The 16,305-nt window shown below is 39.0% G+C and carries 14 protein-coding genes and 2 tRNA genes; 12 read left to right on the top strand and 4 right to left on the bottom strand.

From position 1 onward, the window contains the following. Nucleotides 1–17: 17 nt before the first annotated feature. Nucleotides 18–1,079: a M20 family metallo-hydrolase gene (locus XYLOR_RS09810; RefSeq protein WP_036878963.1), complete on the bottom strand. Its 1,062-nt coding sequence runs from the start codon at nucleotides 1,077–1,079 to the stop codon at nucleotides 18–20. A gap of 129 nt (nucleotides 1,080–1,208) precedes the next feature. Between XYLOR_RS09810 and XYLOR_RS09805 the strand changes: the two genes are divergently transcribed. Genes XYLOR_RS09805 through XYLOR_RS09795 form a run of 4 tightly spaced genes read left to right on the top strand, consistent with a single transcriptional unit; the run spans nucleotide 1,209 to nucleotide 4,832 of the window. Continuing rightward, nucleotides 1,209–3,017 carry an AMP-dependent synthetase/ligase gene (locus XYLOR_RS09805; RefSeq protein WP_036878959.1) on the top strand — a complete coding sequence of 603 codons (1,809 nt, stop codon included), beginning with the start codon at nucleotides 1,209–1,211 and terminating at the stop codon, nucleotides 3,015–3,017. Next, the gene (gene prfB / locus XYLOR_RS09800; RefSeq protein WP_036878956.1) at nucleotides 3,014–4,135 is read left to right on the top strand and encodes a peptide chain release factor 2; all 1,122 of its coding nucleotides are present in this window, start codon (nucleotides 3,014–3,016) and stop codon (nucleotides 4,133–4,135) included. The genes XYLOR_RS09805 and prfB overlap by 4 nt, the downstream gene beginning before the upstream one ends. A gap of 23 nt (nucleotides 4,136–4,158) precedes the next feature. Continuing rightward, on the top strand, nucleotides 4,159–4,302 hold the full coding sequence (locus XYLOR_RS13935; RefSeq protein WP_169730564.1) for a hypothetical protein: 144 nt from the start codon (nucleotides 4,159–4,161) through the stop codon (nucleotides 4,300–4,302). After that, complete coding sequence (locus tag XYLOR_RS09795; protein WP_051508966.1) at nucleotides 4,302–4,832, top strand: CYTH domain-containing protein; 531 nt, start codon at nucleotides 4,302–4,304, stop codon at nucleotides 4,830–4,832. Before XYLOR_RS13935 ends, XYLOR_RS09795 begins: the two co-directional genes overlap by 1 nt. Here XYLOR_RS09795 and XYLOR_RS13660 read toward each other — a convergent pair. Further along, nucleotides 4,762–5,154, bottom strand: a complete 393-nt coding sequence (locus tag XYLOR_RS13660; protein ID WP_374057289.1) for a VanZ family protein — start codon at nucleotides 5,152–5,154, stop codon at nucleotides 4,762–4,764. The genes XYLOR_RS09795 and XYLOR_RS13660 overlap by 71 nt on opposite strands. 91 nt (nucleotides 5,155–5,245) lie before the next feature. Between XYLOR_RS13660 and XYLOR_RS09790 the strand changes: the two genes are divergently transcribed. From XYLOR_RS09790 to XYLOR_RS09770, 5 genes are all read left to right on the top strand, one after another. After that, nucleotides 5,246–6,607, top strand: a complete 1,362-nt coding sequence (locus XYLOR_RS09790; protein WP_036878953.1) for a sodium-dependent transporter — start codon at nucleotides 5,246–5,248, stop codon at nucleotides 6,605–6,607. A gap of 7 nt (nucleotides 6,608–6,614) precedes the next feature. After that, nucleotides 6,615–7,526, top strand: coding sequence for a ComEA family DNA-binding protein (locus XYLOR_RS09785; RefSeq protein WP_036878950.1), 912 nt, complete (start codon nucleotides 6,615–6,617; stop codon nucleotides 7,524–7,526). Between the two features lie 46 nt (nucleotides 7,527–7,572). Further along, a complete protein-coding gene (locus XYLOR_RS09780) occupies nucleotides 7,573–8,745 on the top strand; it encodes an acyltransferase family protein (protein WP_036878947.1) in 1,173 nt (390 codons plus the stop codon). After that, the gene (locus tag XYLOR_RS09775; RefSeq protein WP_036878946.1) at nucleotides 8,742–9,128 is read left to right on the top strand and encodes a VOC family protein; all 387 of its coding nucleotides are present in this window, start codon (nucleotides 8,742–8,744) and stop codon (nucleotides 9,126–9,128) included. Before XYLOR_RS09780 ends, XYLOR_RS09775 begins: the two co-directional genes overlap by 4 nt. A 110-nt stretch (nucleotides 9,129–9,238) precedes the next feature. Then, entirely contained in the window at nucleotides 9,239–11,332 is a 2,094-nt protein-coding gene (locus XYLOR_RS09770) for a glycoside hydrolase family 30 protein (protein ID WP_036878944.1), read from the top strand. Between the two features lie 180 nt (nucleotides 11,333–11,512). On the opposite strand, the gene XYLOR_RS09765 is transcribed toward XYLOR_RS09770, so the two are convergent. Then, nucleotides 11,513–11,585, bottom strand: a tRNA-Pro gene (locus tag XYLOR_RS09765). A gap of 122 nt (nucleotides 11,586–11,707) precedes the next feature. Here XYLOR_RS09765 and XYLOR_RS09760 point away from each other — a divergent pair. From XYLOR_RS09760 to XYLOR_RS09750, 3 genes are all read left to right on the top strand, one after another. After that, nucleotides 11,708–11,780 (top strand) — tRNA-Phe (locus XYLOR_RS09760). Nucleotides 11,781–12,075: 295 nt separating this feature from the next. After that, entirely contained in the window at nucleotides 12,076–12,975 is a 900-nt protein-coding gene (locus XYLOR_RS09755) for a helix-turn-helix domain-containing protein (protein WP_036878943.1), read from the top strand. A gap of 52 nt (nucleotides 12,976–13,027) precedes the next feature. Next, nucleotides 13,028–14,788 carry a 1-deoxy-D-xylulose-5-phosphate synthase gene (locus tag XYLOR_RS09750; RefSeq protein WP_036878942.1) on the top strand — a complete coding sequence of 587 codons (1,761 nt, stop codon included), beginning with the start codon at nucleotides 13,028–13,030 and terminating at the stop codon, nucleotides 14,786–14,788. A gap of 88 nt (nucleotides 14,789–14,876) precedes the next feature. On the opposite strand, the gene XYLOR_RS09745 is transcribed toward XYLOR_RS09750, so the two are convergent. After that, nucleotides 14,877–16,178, bottom strand: a complete 1,302-nt coding sequence (locus tag XYLOR_RS09745; protein ID WP_036878941.1) for a UDP-N-acetylmuramoyl-tripeptide--D-alanyl-D-alanine ligase — start codon at nucleotides 16,176–16,178, stop codon at nucleotides 14,877–14,879. Nucleotides 16,179–16,305: the final 127 nt, after the last annotated feature.

The raw sequence follows: 16,305 nt of genomic DNA, 5'->3' as shown, positions 1-16,305 counted from the left end.
AAAAGGAGGACTGTGATTTATATCACAGCCCCGTCTAATAAATCAGAATAAGTCTTTATAGCTTCATCTATCTCGCTGATTTTAATGAATTCATTGGCAGAATGTGATCTGGATGATTCACCTGGACCAAGTTTAAAAGATGGGAATGGCATAAGCGCCTGGTCTGACAGCGTAGGTGAACCAAAAGGTTTCATACCCATTTTTATAGCACGCTGAATGAGCGGATTATTTATGTCTATATGAGACGGGTTCAATCTGAAAGACCTTGCTTTTACTTCGCTTTTTATATTTTCACAAATGAAGTTGTAAACAGATTCATTGTCATAAAATTCATTAGTTCTTACGTCAACGGTAAAATAACATTTGTCAGGTACTACGTTATGCTGTGTTCCTGCATTTATTACAGTAACGTTCATTTGAGTAGAACCAAGAAAATCACTGATTTTATCGAACTTGTAGTCTTTGAACCATATCAGGTCATCAAGTGATTCATATATTGCGTTAATACCTTCGTTTCTTGCCGCATGCCCCGATTTTCCTCTTGCGATAACATCAAGTACCATTAGCCCTTTCTCTGCAATAGCAGGTTGCATTCCTGTTGGTTCACCAACAATCGCGATATCAATATCAGGTAATAGTGGAATCACACTAGTTATACCATTCTCTCCTGAAATTTCCTCCTCAGCAGATGCCAGAAATATAGTGTTATATTTTTGTTCTTTTGATGTAATGATACGGAAAACCTGTAGCAAAGATACCAATCCACCCCCACAGTCATTACTTCCCAGACCGTAAAGGATGTCAAAGTACATGTCAGGTACAAATGGAGACCTTGTCCATGAATCCACAGGCCTTACCGTGTCAATGTGGGCATTCAATAGCAAAGTAGGCTTATTATTGTCAAAATCATTAGAGAAGATCCAGACATTATTAGCTTCCCTTTTATATTTGAAACCCCATTCCACAATAAATTTGGTAAAGACATTAGCCGCTTTCTCCTCGTCCTTGCTTATTGAGGGCGTGGAAATCAATGCTTTTAGCATTTCTACCGCATCATTAGTATATTCTTTATAATCCATAACGGTAGCAAAGATACCAAATTAAATGAAAACATCATACATTAAGTTGCAAAAGATTAAGAAACTTCGTTTTTTATTTTGTATTACGCCCAACTTGTACTATCTTTGCATTAATAAATATTAATGCATATGCAGACTAACAGCCATCTTTCGGTACTTATTCACGATCAGGCTAAAAAATATGGCGAGCGTGAAGCCTTGATTTATAAAGACTTCGGCGGATCGCAGTGGAAGTCAGTAAGTTGGAATACATTTTCCAAAACAGTAAAACAAGTTTCCAATTCATTACTGAATCTAGGGGTAAAGGTACAAGAGAATATAGGTATATTCTCACAAAATACAGTTCAATACGTTTATACAGATTTTGGTGCATGGGGCATACGTGCCGTAACTGTTCCTCTATATGCTACTACTAGCGAGGATCAGATACAATACATGGTCAATGATGCTCAGATTCGATTTATTTTTGTAGGAGAGCAGGAACAATATGATAAGGCCCACCGTATATTCGCATTGTGTCCACAACTGGAACGTATAATCATTTATGACCGCAGTGTACGTATAAGTACACACGATCCCAATGCGCTGTATTTTGATGACTTCTTGAAACTTGGTGAGAATCTTTTACGTCAGTCAGAGGTAGAAACCCTTTATAAGCAAGCAAGTTTTGATGATATAGCTAACATTCTCTATACAAGTGGAACCACAGGCGTAAGCAAAGGTGTCATGTTAACGTATGGTCAGTATTATGCAGCTCTAGTGGCTAATAATAAGTGTGTGCCTATAACAGAGAAGGATAGAATAATGAATTTCCTTCCATACACACATGTATTCGAGAAAGGCTGGACCGCTCTTTGTCTTAGTGAAGGAGCAACACTCATTGTTAATACTAATCCTAAAGATGTTCAGAAATCAATGCGTGAGACACATCCTACAAGTATGTGTTCTGTTCCTCGTTTCTGGGAGAAAGTATATGTCGGTGTAAAAGATCAGATAGACAGGGCAAATCCTATACAGCGAAAGATATTCGTAAACTCGCTTAAAATAGGTCGTAAGCATAATATAGAATGTCTTAGCAAAGGAAAGCGTCCTTCTCTGGCGTTAAGTCTAAAATATAAGTTAATAAACAACACCGTATTCAGTCTTATCCGTAAGGAAATGGGATTGGAAAATGCTAATCTCTTCCCTACAGCAGGTGCAACAGTATCCTCTGAAGTCGAAGAATTCGTTCATTCCATCGGCCTGAATATGATCGTAGGATATGGTTTGACAGAAAGTCTTGCTACTGTTTCCTGTGATCATCTTGGTGAAACCTATACAGTAGGTTCTGTGGGTCGTCCTATAGAGGGCATTGATATAAAGATATCAAAAGAAGGCGAAATACTCCTTAAAGGACCTACTATTACTCCCGGATATTATAAGAAAGAAGACCTTACAAAGATGGCTTTCGATGAAGAGGGCTATTTTCGTACAGGCGACTCCGGTTATCTGCTTGATGGCGAATTGTATCTTAAAGAGCGCATTAAAGATTTGTTTAAGACTTCCAATGGTAAGTATATTGCTCCTCAGATGATAGAATCTAAGATGCTTGTAGACAAGTTTGTTGACCAGATATCAGTAGTTGCCGATCAGCGTAAGTTTGTCTCAGCTCTTATAATACCTGAATATCGTTTGCTCGAAGAATGGGCAAGAGAGAATGGAATAGAGTTTATAAGTAGAGAAGATCTTTGTTCTAATCCAAAAGTTTGTAATATGATGATGGAACGACTTGAAACATTGCAACAGTCATTGTCTCATTACGAACAGATAAAGCGTTTCACCTTATTACCTCATCATTTCAGTATGGAGAAGGACGAACTCACCAATACACTTAAGTTGAAGCGTGGCGTTATCAATAAGAATTACGCCGATGAGATCGATAAAATGTACAAAGAATGATAACGAGTGACCAGCTGAAAGATGTGATCGAACGCGCTGATGCGCTAAATCATTATCTTGATATAGATAAGAAACAAGTAGAATACGAAGAAGAAAGTCTTCGTACTCAAGCCCCTGATTTCTGGGATGACCCCAAGGCTGCCGAAGAGCAGATGAAGAAAGTCAAAAGCATAAAGAAGTGGGTAGACGGTTATGCAGACGTCCGTCGTATGACTGATGAATTGCAACTTGCTTTTGATTTCTTTCACGATGAAATGGTCACAGAAGAAGAAGTTGATGCAGATTACGCCAAAGCGATAAAGGCCATTGAAGACCTTGAACTGATGAATATGCTCCGCCAGAAAGAAGATCCGATGGACTGCGTTATGAAGATAAACAGTGGTGCCGGTGGAACAGAAAGTCAGGATTGGGCACAGATGCTTATGCGTATGTATATGCGATGGGCTGAGGCGCATGGTCATAAAGTTATTATAAGTAACCTTCAAGAAGGCGATGAAGCCGGAATTAAGAGCGTAACCATGGAGATTGAAGGTGGAGATTACGCTTACGGATACCTTAAGAGTGAAAATGGAGTCCACCGTCTTGTACGTGTATCGCCATATAACGCACAAGGTAAACGTATGACGAGTTTCGCCAGTGTGTTTGTCACTCCTTTGGTTGATGATACCATTGAGGTCTATGTAGATCCCGCCAAGGTAAGCTGGGACTTGTTCCGTTCGGGAGGCGCAGGTGGTCAGAATGTAAATAAGGTAGAAACAGGTGTGCGTATACGATACCAGTATACAGATCCTGATACAGGCGAGGAAGAAGAAATACTTATTGAAAATACAGAAAGTCGTAAACAGTTGGAAAACCGAAATAACGCAATGCGATTATTGAAGTCACAGCTTTACGACCGTGCTATGAAGAAGCGCCTTGATGCGATGGCTAAAATAGAAGCCGGAAAGAAAAAGATAGAATGGGGAAGTCAGATACGTAGTTATGTCTTTGATGACCGTCGTGTGAAAGATCACCGTACCAACTATCAGACAACAGATGTAGACGGTGTTATGAACGGTAAAATCGATGATTTCATCAAGGCTTATCTTATGGAGTTCCCTGTGAACGATGAAGAATAACCTTTTAAAATTATAATACGATTATGAGCGAAAAAAGTAAATTACACCGTGCTCAGAAAGAGGCACGCCAAGAGAAACAAGCAAAGAAATTAATTAATTGGATTTTTGGAGGATTAATTATTCTTGCAGTAGTATATCTGATATACTATATTACTAAGTGTATGTAATGAAGGGTCTTGAGATAGAACGCAAATTTCTTGTAAAGAGCGGTGACTTCAAAAAAGAAGCTTTCTCAAGCAGTCGTATCAAACAGGGCTATATTTGTAGCACTTCCGGTCGTACCGTCCGTGTAAGAATTCGCGATGAAAAGGGGTATCTTACCATAAAAGGTCCTTCAGACGCCAACGGATTGTCCAGATACGAGTTTGAGAAAGAGATAACACTTGACGAGGCCGAACATCTTATGCAATTGTGTGAGCCCGGTATGATAGACAAGACTCGTTATCTTGTGAAAAGCGGTAAGCACACATTCGAAGTTGATGAGTTTTACGGGGATAATGAAGGACTCGTTATGGCCGAAGTAGAACTTGAATACGAAGACGAACCATACGAAAAACCCTATTTTATCGGACGAGAAGTCACAGGAGATAAACGTTTCTATAATTCTAATCTACAGAAAGAACCCTTTACCGTCTGGCGCGCCACTTTGCCACCAGAAGACCTATTGCTGTTGCCAAAATCACGCCAACAGAATTAGCAGCAAAGTCCAGCCAGTCTCCATCACGTCTGCCGTTTGTGCAGTATTCTTGAAGAATTTCGATCAATCCGCTCATCAGGATTGGTGCTACAATAGCAAGAGATATCAATTTCTTGCTATTTATTTTTTTATGCCAATGCAGATATTCCAACCACAATACGCTACACGTCCCTCCGTACATGGTGATGTGCACCCATTTGTCAATGAACGATATATTATCCAATGGCGTCTTCGGCGGTGTGAAGAAGCACAAATACCATATTACCATAAAAAGTATCACAGATATAGGGTATCTTCTTAATAAATGAAATATGTAATTCATTTTTTCTTATATTTTGATACAAAAGTAGGATATTTTTTATAAATTTGCATCAATTTTACAGACAAAATATAAAAACGATCTATAAAATAATATGTCTCAGAGTAACAGAGTAAATTTCGGAAGTAAATTAGGAGTGATTTTAGCTACTGCAGGTTCTGCGGTAGGTCTTGGTAATATATGGCGTTTCCCCTATATGGCAGGCCATAATGGTGGAGCTGCATTCATGTTGATATACATAGGCTGCGTTATCTTTTTAGGCATACCGGGTATGGTATGCGAATTTATAATTGGCCGTCATGTTTCAGCTAATGCCGCTAGGTCTTATCTCACAATGGGTAAGGGCACACCTTTCTCTATAGTAGGATACGTAGGTATACTGACATCCATCATAATTCTAGGTTTTTACTCTGTAGTAGCAGGTTGGTGTCTCCAATATCTTATGGCTTCCATTTTGGGCCATCTCAACGGAGACTCTACTTATATAGTCAATTACTTCCAGACTTTTTCTACCAACCCTCTCAAACCCGCTTTGTGGGCAGTGCTATTTGTATTACTTACACATATTATTGTTGCCCATGGCGTAGACAAAGGCATAGAGAAAGCCTCAAAACTGATGATGCCGGCTCTTTTTATTCTTTTGATAGTAATCATAATCGCATCATGCTCACTGCCAAATGCCATGAAAGGTATCGACTTTCTTTTCAATCCAGACTTTTCCAAAGTAGACCATAACGTAATATTAGGAGCATTGGGTCAGGCGTTCTTTTCTCTCAGTCTTGGTACCGGATGTCTTTGTACATATGCGTCATACTTCAATAAACATATCGACCTGCTCAAGTCAGCTACACAGATAGCATTGATAGATACACTTGTAGCCATCTTTGCGGGACTGATGATTTTCCCTGCTGCTTTCTCTATCGGCGTGAGTCCGGATTCAGGTCCATCACTTATCTTCATCACCCTGCCACGTGTTTTTCTCCAGGCATTCCATGCCATTCCTATCATAGGGTATGTTATTTCAATATTATTCTATTCACTGTTAGCCTTGGCAGCACTTACATCCACTATCTCAATACATGAGATCGGTACAGCCTTTATTCATGAAGAGATGCACCTGTCTCGTAAAGGTGCCGCCTGGATTGTTACAATAGCCTGCTGTATAGTAGCTGTTTTGTGTTCTCTGTCCGTATCATCCTCAAGTGGATTGATGATACATGGCAAGTCGCTGCTTGACTGCTGCGATTATATCACAGCTCAGGTATTGCTTCCGTTAGGCGGATTCTGTACGTGTTTAATGATAGGATGGTATGTACCCCGTAAAGTAGTAAAAGATGAGTTTACTAATTGGGGCACATTACGTGGTAAACTCTTTCATGTGTTTGTGTTCTGCGCAAGATACGTGTGCCCAATATTAATATTGATGATATTCTTAAATCAGTTCGGCTTTATCTGATATATCTATGTTTCTTAAAGAATTCTTTTATTTACAGAAGTCCGACCGTAAGGTGGTGCTGGTATTCTTATCAGTAGTAGTCATTTTTTTATTAATAATATTCGTAGTAGGGGGCAGAAACGATAAAACCGCTGATAATTTGTCCGACTCGTCATCATATGACCGAAACATAAGGTCGTCGGCTGATAGCAAAGGTTCTTATTATATAGACGGAAAGCGTGCCGAATTGTTTACATTCGATCCCAATACAGCAGATAGCACGGCACTTCTCAAGTTGGGTCTCCAACCATGGCAGGTGCGTAATATCTATAAGTATAGAGCCGCCGGTGGTATCTATAGAAGTCCCGAAGATTTCGCCCGTCTTTATGGACTAACTGTAAAACAGTATCGTGAGATGCGACCATATATAAGGATATCACCCGATTACTCACCGGCTGCCAATATATATTCGGATAACAGTCATTTGGCTGATGATTATAAAAAAGAACCATTCCAACGTGATACCGTCAAGTATCCTCTTAAGTTGAAAGCTCATGAATGCATATCATTAAACTTATCGGACACTACAGCACTTAAGCGAGTTCCAGGTATCGGCAGCGGCTATGCCAGGGCTATCGTGAGATATAGAGAACAGTTGGGAGGCTTTTATAGAGTAGAGCAACTTAGAGAAATAGAAGGATTCCCCGAAGAGGCCATGAAGCATTTTACTATAGTCAGTGGCAGCATACAGAAAATCAATATTAACAAACTTACGCTGAGTCAACTTCGCCGGCATCCATATATCAATTTTTTTCAGGCGAAAGACATACTAGACTATAGACGCTTGCGTGGATCGATACACAGTCTGCAAGATCTTCGCTTGCTTAAAGACTTTCCACCTTCCGAAATAGAACGCCTGCAACCATACGTAGAGTTCTGAAGTCAAAATCATGCAAATTGTTTAACCCGCAATAATATAATACAAAATGGATAAGAGTAATGTTTATTTAGCTTCTAAGCCTCGTTATGAAATTTTAGATGGACTACGAGGCGTGGCTGCAATGCTGGTTGTAGCCTTTCACCTTTTCGAGATCTACTCTCATGGTCCTGCCACCCAAATAATAAATCATGGTTATTTGGCTGTAGATTTTTTCTTTGCGCTTTCAGGTTTTGTTATAGGTTACGCTTATGATGACCGATGGAATCGCATGTCTACATGGAATTTTTTCAAGCGCAGACTTATTCGTCTTCACCCGATGGTCATCTTTGGAACCTTCCTTGGTCTATGTCTGTTCTATTTCAGTAGTAGTAGCACCGGATTCCCATCGGTCGAAAAGACATCCGGCACGATGTTAGTACTGTACTTCCTGTGGTGCTGTACAATAATTCCAATGCCCAATTCTCTGGACTTCCGTGGATGGGGAGAGACTAACCCGTTTAACGGTCCTGTATGGTCACTCCAATGGGAGTATCTGGCAAATATACTTTATGCCCTTTTCATACGCAGGTTCTCTAAATTAGGACTCTCATTATGTGTAGTCATCTTTGCCTTCCTTACCATTAACCTGACTTTAAATATAGATATCTTCAATTTATTTTCAGTTCGCGATTATGCCAAATATACTGTAATCGGCGGTTGGAGTCTTACGCCCGATCAACTCCTTATAGGTCTTACCCGTCTGCTTTATCCTTTCTTTGCAGGTCTGCTTATTTCCCGTGTTGGCAAGTTGATCACCGTCCGTGGTGGATTTTGGTGGTGCTCCATTTTCATCGTCATACTGATGATTATGCCACGTATCGGATCCGGTTCTGCCGACTGGTTGAATGGTCTCTATGAGTGTGTAGCCATTCTGGTGCTCTTCCCCTTGATAGTATCTATGGGAGCCGGCAGTCGTGTTACAGACAAACGTACAACGTCGGTATGCAAGTTCTTCGGCGAGATATCATATCCTCTTTATATCACCCATTATCCTCTTGTGTATATGCAGGTAGCATGGGTACGCAATCATCCTAATGCTACGCTCAGTCAGCACATAGTAGTTTGTACCGGAGTGTATTTAATGTCAATAATGGCCGCTTATGCCGCCTACAAACTCTACGATGTTCCTGTAAGAGAAATTCTACGTACCAAACTATTCACTAAAGTCAATAAAAGATGAAAATAGACCATGTCGCAATATATGCCCAAAACTTAAAAGGAATGAAAAATTTCTTTGTTACCTTCTTTGATGGCAAGGCATCTAGAATATATAAGAATAGTAAGACAGGCTTCAGTTCTTATTTTATACAATTCGAAGACCATACTCGTCTTGAATTGATGCATCGGTATAATGTAGTGCAAACAATGAAAGCATTTGAATATCCCTCAGGTCTGCACCATGTATGTTTCTCGGTAGGGAGCATTGAACAAGTGGATAAAATCACCGCATTATTAAATGATAAAGGGTATGAAATCCTCTCCGCTCCACGAACCACCGGCGACGGTTATTATGAATCGTGCATAAGTGGTCCCGAAAGAATAATCATAGAGATAACAGCATGATATTTAAACAAAGATGCCAAGTTGCTGAAATTCAGAAACCTGGCATCTCGTAAAGTCATTACACGAGACAACTTCTCAAATTTTAAATGAGACTCAATCTAATATTATAAATGAATAAAACTATTTTTTTTTGTTTGCTATTGACTTTTAATGCATTAAGTGTGGTAGCTCAACAGACCATTAATCTTAATGGTAAGAATACTGGCAAGCGCTTTGACGGTATAGGTGTAGTAAATGGTGGCGGAGCTACATCTGTATTACTAAAAGATTATCCTGAAAAGCAGTGCAGCGAGATTCTTGATATGGTTTACAAACCAATGTTTGGCGCATCTGTGAGTGCGCTATTGGTAGAAATTCCCGGAGACGGCAACTCCACACAAGGTTCAATGCCAAGCCACAGTCATTATCGGGGCGATTTTATCTATCAGCGCGGATACACATGGTGGATACTTCGTGAGGCAAAACAGCGCAATCAAAAACTATCTCTTGATGGAACAGCGTGGAGCGCACCACATTGGGTTGGAAATGGTGACTTCTGGTCACAAGATGCAGCTGATTATTATGTATCATGGCTAAATGGACTTCGTCAAGTATATGGACTGGAAATGGATGCTATAGGTTGTCGAAACGAAAAAGGTTGGAATCGTGACTTTGCTATTATGTTCCGTAAGACGATGAATGAAAAAGGATTCAGCAATGTAAAACTCCATGCATTCGACAATTGGGGAAAGTCTAAACTTGACTTCATAAAAGAAATGATAAATGACAAACCATTCGCTGATGCAGTTGATGTGATTAGTGCTCATACATTTAGTGAAATAGAAGTTACTCCAGAACAGAAAGCTTTGGTTGCAAAATTGGGTAAACCTATATGGAACACAGAAGAACATGTTTATCGTAAAGGATACGATTGTCTTATAAATATTGTTTCCGACTTCAATAAAAATTATATAATCAGTGGCGCCACAAAAGTCATTAATTGGTATGATATAGCTAGTGTTTATCCCTTGGAACCATACAGTCTTGACCCGGCAATGCTACTCGCTCGTGAACCATGGAGTGGTAACTATGAAGTACGTGAAGCATTGTGGGGATATGCACATTATGGACAGTTTACTGAAGTGGGTTGGCAATATCTTGACGAAGGATGTAAAATGCTTCATGATGGAGGAACAATGATTACTATGAAGAATCCTGCAACACAAGACTATAGTATTATCATAGAAACTAAAGATGCAAAAGCTAATCAACTTGTGAATGTGAAAATCACAAAAGGACTGTCAAAGAAAAACTTATGTGTGTGGAGAAGTAATGAAAAAGAGCAGTTTGTGCAACTTGCCGACATTACTCCAAAAGGCGGAAAATATACATTGACACTTCAACCGAACAGTGTTTACTCTATATCTACAGTTAGAGGTCAACGGAAAGGTTCTTTTGCTGATATTCCGAAGACTGAGCCATTTCCAATACCATATTTCGATAATTTCGACGAATATACCCATCCTGAACAATGGGGATACTTACCTCATTACACTGCAGACATAATTGGTGCTTTTGAACTTGCAGAACGGCCCGACCATAAAGGACAGTGCCTAAGGCAGGTCGTAGGTGAACATACCAATAGTTGGGCACCGGAATGGAATTATTACACTATAATAGGTGATTCAGCTTGGAGTGACTACCAGATAAGTGCTGATATATACCTCAATCCACAAGACGAAGCCGCACTGATGGGGCGTCTGTGCAATGTTGGATCTGGCTATGGTATCACACCAAAAGGATATTATGTGAAACTTGACGATAAAGGCAACTGTAGTCTTGTAATCAGCAGAGGAAAACTAGATAAAAAAGAACTTGTAGGAGATGCAGAACAGCAGGCTCTTATAGCGTCTAATAGTGATAAAGAAGTTGGTGGTGAACGAATTATGGCGAGTAAAAAAGTTGATGGTATAGCTGCATGTCAATGGCACAATTTAAAACTTCGTTTTGAAGGTAATAATATTATCGGATATGTAGACGGTAAAGAGGTCGTATCGTGCACCAACACTCAGTACCCACGTGGTATGGCTGGACTAATGGCACCAATGCAACAGAACCGAATAAGTACACCTTATTTCGATAATTTGGAAATTATCCCTATTGGTAAAACACCATCATGTACTGCAAAAACTCTTGATATTCACCCTATGTATCCTGCACATTAAAGAGTATTCTGCTTTGTCAGAATAAAAGATCTGAATAAACCTGATTCTTTATTTGTTGCATTGGATATAAATTGTGCAAATAATTTTTAAGGCACCCTGATAAGATATATCGAAAGCATGCAAATTTACAAAACAGAAATGCCAAGTTGCTGAAATTCAGAAACCTGGCATCTTGTAAAGTCGGGATGAGGCGATTCGAACGCCCGACCCCTACGTCCCGAACGTAGTACGCTACCAACTGCGCTACATCCCGCTCTATTTGGTGTTGCAAAGGTACGGCAAATTTCGGAAACACGTGCATTTTTTAGAATAAAATTGCCTAAAAATTTGCTAGAATGATAAAAAAGGTATATCTTTGCACCCGCAAACAACAAAGGTGCCATAGCTCAGTTGGTAGAGCAAAGGACTGAAAATCCTTGTGTCCCCGGTTCGATTCCTGGTGGTACCACAAAAAAGCCGCTTCCATTACGAAGCGGCTTTTTTGTGGTCAGTTCATAAGTTTGGGTATTTAATAATGGCTCACATATCTATTCAGCGGTTGTTAAGTATTCCTGTTTCACTGTCGCAGAACCTTATCATCATTTTATCTGTGAATTGAACAGATTGGTACATTTTAAATAGATTGATTTCGAGGAAGAATACATATTACAGATTATTGTATACATATTACTGTTATTCTTCATAACTTATTGTATATTAAGTAGAAAAGAGTATTTTTGCATAAAATAAAAGATGAAAGGTATATGGATAATATTAGAATTTATAAAACAATAGATGAATATAATAAGGCAATGGGTATTGAAACACTACACCCATTGGTTTCATTTATAGATTTTTCAAAGACCACATATAATGAAGAACTTCCTTCTGCTCAAAGTTTTGGATTTTATACCGTTTTTTTGAAAGATATGAAATGTGGCGATTTGAAATATGGAAGAAATTATTATGACTATCAAGAAGGCACTCTAGTCTTTCTTGCTCCAAATCAGGTCCTTTCTATTGAAAATAGACAACCTCATCAACCTAAAGGATGGGCACTGATGTTTCATCCTGATTTGTTGAAAGGCTCTTCATTAGGACGTTCAATTCAAAATTACACCTTTTTTTTATATGAAGTTTATGAAGCTCTACATCTTTCAGAACAGGAACGTAAGATTGTACTGGAGTGCTTTAATAATATTCAATTGGAACTAAACCATAATATTGATAATCACAGTCAAAAGTTGATTATATCTAATATAGAATTGTTTTTAAATTATTGTACACGCTTTTATGAACGTCAATTCATAACTCGTAAACATACAAATAGTGATATATTAAGCAGATTTGAAAAATTACTTAATATCTATTTTAGGTCTGATTTGCCCCAATCATCAGGTTTGCCAACTGTAAAATATTGTGCCGACAAGCTTAATTTGTCTCCTAACTATTTTGGGGATTTAGTTAAGAAAGAAACTGGCAAAAGTCCGCGAGAGCACATTCAATTACAATTGATAGAAGTGGCGAAAGAAAAGATATGTGATAAAAGTAAATCTGTGAGTCAAATTGCTTATGAATTAGGATTTGAATATCCTCAGCATTTTAGTCGGTTTTTTAAAAGATGTGTTGGCGTAACTCCAAATGAATATAAGGAGAGCGTTTGAATATTATACTCAAATATTAATAAGTCAATTAATTCGAAATAAGTAAAATTATATGTATATTGAAAGAATAGAAAGTCCGAGTGACGTAAAAAAATTATCTGTCAGTGAACTTGAGGTATTAAAGGATGAAGTTCGTGCGACATTGTTGAAGAAATTAAGTGAACACGGAGGACACATCGGTCCCAATCTGGGTATGGTTGAAGCAACCATTGCTCTTCATTATGTATTTAATTCTCCGATCGACAAAATAGTATATGATGTTTCTCACCAAAGCTATGTTCATAAAATGATTACGGGACGAAAAGAAGCTTTTCTAGACCCGGAAAAATATGATGACACATCAGGTTACTCTGAGCCGAGCGAAAGTGAACACGATTTTTTTGTAATCGGGCATACCTCAACATCGGTTAGTCTTGCTACCGGTCTGGCAAAAGCACGTGACTTGAAGGAAAATAAAGAAAATATCATAGCTGTAATAGGTGACGGATCACTCAGTGGTGGCGAAGCTTATGAAGGATTGAACAATGCTGCCGAACTCGGTTCGAATATTATAATTCTCGTAAATGACAACCAAATGTCGATTGCTGAAAATCACGGAGGAATGTATCAAAATCTGCAGTTGCTTCGTGATACAGAAGGCAAAGCCGAATGTAATTTCTTCAAAACTTTTGGATTTGATTATTTGTATGTAAAGGAGGGCAATAATGTAGAATCTTTGATTGAAGCATTTCAAAAAGTAAAAGACATTGACCACCCTGTAGTTGTGCATATTAACACCGTAAAGGGCAAAGGTTACAAATTTGCTGAAGAAAACAAAGAACGTTTTCACGCTGGAGGTCCGTTTGATTTGGAAACAGGAAAACCGAATTCTAGCAATAATAGCGAAAACTATAGTGACTTAACGGCTAAATACCTTTTGAAAAAGATGAAAGAAGACAAAACTATTGTCGTTATTTCATCAGCCACTCCTACTGTTCTCGGATTCAATCAAGAAAGAAGGAAACAAGCCGGCAAGCAGTTTCTGGATGTCGGTATCGCTGAAGAACACGCAGTCGCAATGGCTTCAGGTTTAGCTGCTAATGGTGCTAAACCTGTGTATGGAGTAATTAGCACATTTATACAACGCGCATATGATCAACTGTCGCAGGATTTATGCATCAATAATAATTCAGCATTGATTTTAGTCTATTGGGCTTCTATTTCTTCCATGAATGATGTAACTCATCTTGGAATTTTTGATATTCCATTGCTTAGCAATATTCCCAATATGGTTTATTTAGCACCAACAAATAAAGAAGAATATTTTGCAATGATGGAATGGGGTATCAAGCAAACCTCACATCCTGTAGCAATTCGTGTACCGTATTATGGTGGCGTCATTTCAACCGGTGAGAAAATAAATGAAAATTTTGACCAATTGAATCGTTATAGAATAACTAAAAAAGGCTCTAAAGTCGCTATTCTTGGTTTAGGATCATTCTATCAATTGGGTGAATCTGTAATTGAAATACTAAAAAAAGAAGCAGGTATTAGTGCTACTCTTATCAACCCACGTTATATTACAGGCATGGATGTGGATCTTTTGAATAACCTGAAGAAAGACCACAGTTTAGTAGTCACATTAGAAGATGGTGCTTTGGACGGTGGCTTCGGTGAAAAAATAGCCCGTTATTATGGTGCGGACGATATGAAAGTGTTAAACTTCGGAATAAAAAAAGAATTTATCGATCGTTATTCCGTAGATAAAATACTCAAAGAAAACCATTTGACTGCGCCTCAGATTGTAGCTGATATATTAAATTCTTTCAGGTAAATTATTAATGTAAAATTAATCAGAAAAGCCTACGGGTTAGGGGCCAAAAAAGCCGCTTTCATTACGAAGCGGCTTTTTTGTGTCCTTACTATAGCAGTTCCGGCAACTGGAACAGTTTTATACCGTTGCTGCCCTTTATCAGTATATAATACCCTTCAGGCTGTTTCTCTTTGATAGCTGCTTTCACATCATCCACATTCTTGAATTTACGGAATTCACAGTTCGTTTTTCCGAATTCATCGCCGACCAACCATACATTATCAATGCCGTTGTCTTTGAGGAAGTCTACAACTTTCTGATGCTCCTCAGCACTTACATCACCCAGTTCGCGCATGTCACCCAGAATAGCCATCTTATGGTCAACATCCATGTCACGGAAGTTCTTCAGCGCAGCGTTCATACTCGTAGGGTTAGCATTATATGTGTCCACAATCAGTTTGTTATGAGCAGTTACAGTCAACTGAGAGCGGTTGTTGCTTGGCACATAGTTGGCAAGCGCATGGTCTATTTGTTCGGGCGTCACATCACAGTAAAGACCGATGCATGCAGCAGCTAGCATATTGTATATGTTATAACTTCCTATAAGATGCGTCTGCACCTTGTGCCATTCGCCTGCACCATGCCTCCATTCAAAGTTGAGGAACGGCGCACACGATACCACCTTACCGTTGGCACACAGACTGTCATTATCAGCGGTACCATATTTTATCAGGTTTAGGTCGTGTGATATCTTAGCCAGATGCTCATTCTCATTATCGATGAATACTACACTTTCTGCCTTAGTACGCAGAAAGTCGTACAGTTCGCCCTTAGTCTTTATCACACCCTCGAAAGATCCGAAACCCTCAAGATGAGCTTTGCCTACATTCGTTATTATACCATAGTCCGGCTCCACAATGTTCACCAGCGTTTTTATCTCACCGGGATGATTTGCCCCCATTTCAACGACGGCGATATCATTCTCTTTAGTGAGACGCAACAGAGTCTTTGGCACACCTATATGATTGTTGAAATTACCCAGAGTGTACAGCACATTATATTTCTCGCCGAGCACAGTAGATATCAGTTCCTTGGTCGTAGTCTTGCCATTAGTGCCCGTAACACCGATAATTTTAGTACCCAACTGTCGTCTGTGGTAGTTAGCCAACTTCTGCAGAGTGGTCAGACAGTCATCTACCAGAATATAGCGGTTGTCATTCTCCTTGGCAAACTGCTTCTCGTCAATCACTGCATAAGCACATCCCAGGTTGAGAGCCTTATCAGCGAACGCGTTACCATCAAAAGATTCTCCTTTTAAGGCGAAGAACATAGACCCCTTAGGGCAATCACGACTGTCAGTAGTTATCTGAGTGTGTTGCAGAAAAATACGATAAAGTTCAGATATTTCCATTATTCGAATATTTATGACTGCAAAGTTACTTATTTTTATTCAATTCCCGATTTCAAATCACATTATTTTTTGTGTCTTTGCAGCCCTTGATATTAAAATAAAAATAGAAATTTACCCTGAAGAATTT

Origin of the sequence: Xylanibacter oryzae DSM 17970, assembly GCF_000585355.1 — a bacterium.
GTDB lineage: Bacteria > Bacteroidota > Bacteroidia > Bacteroidales > Bacteroidaceae > Prevotella > Prevotella oryzae.
The sequence above is the reverse complement of the archived record's forward strand: the minus strand, read 5'-3'. Positions and strand labels throughout refer to the sequence as shown.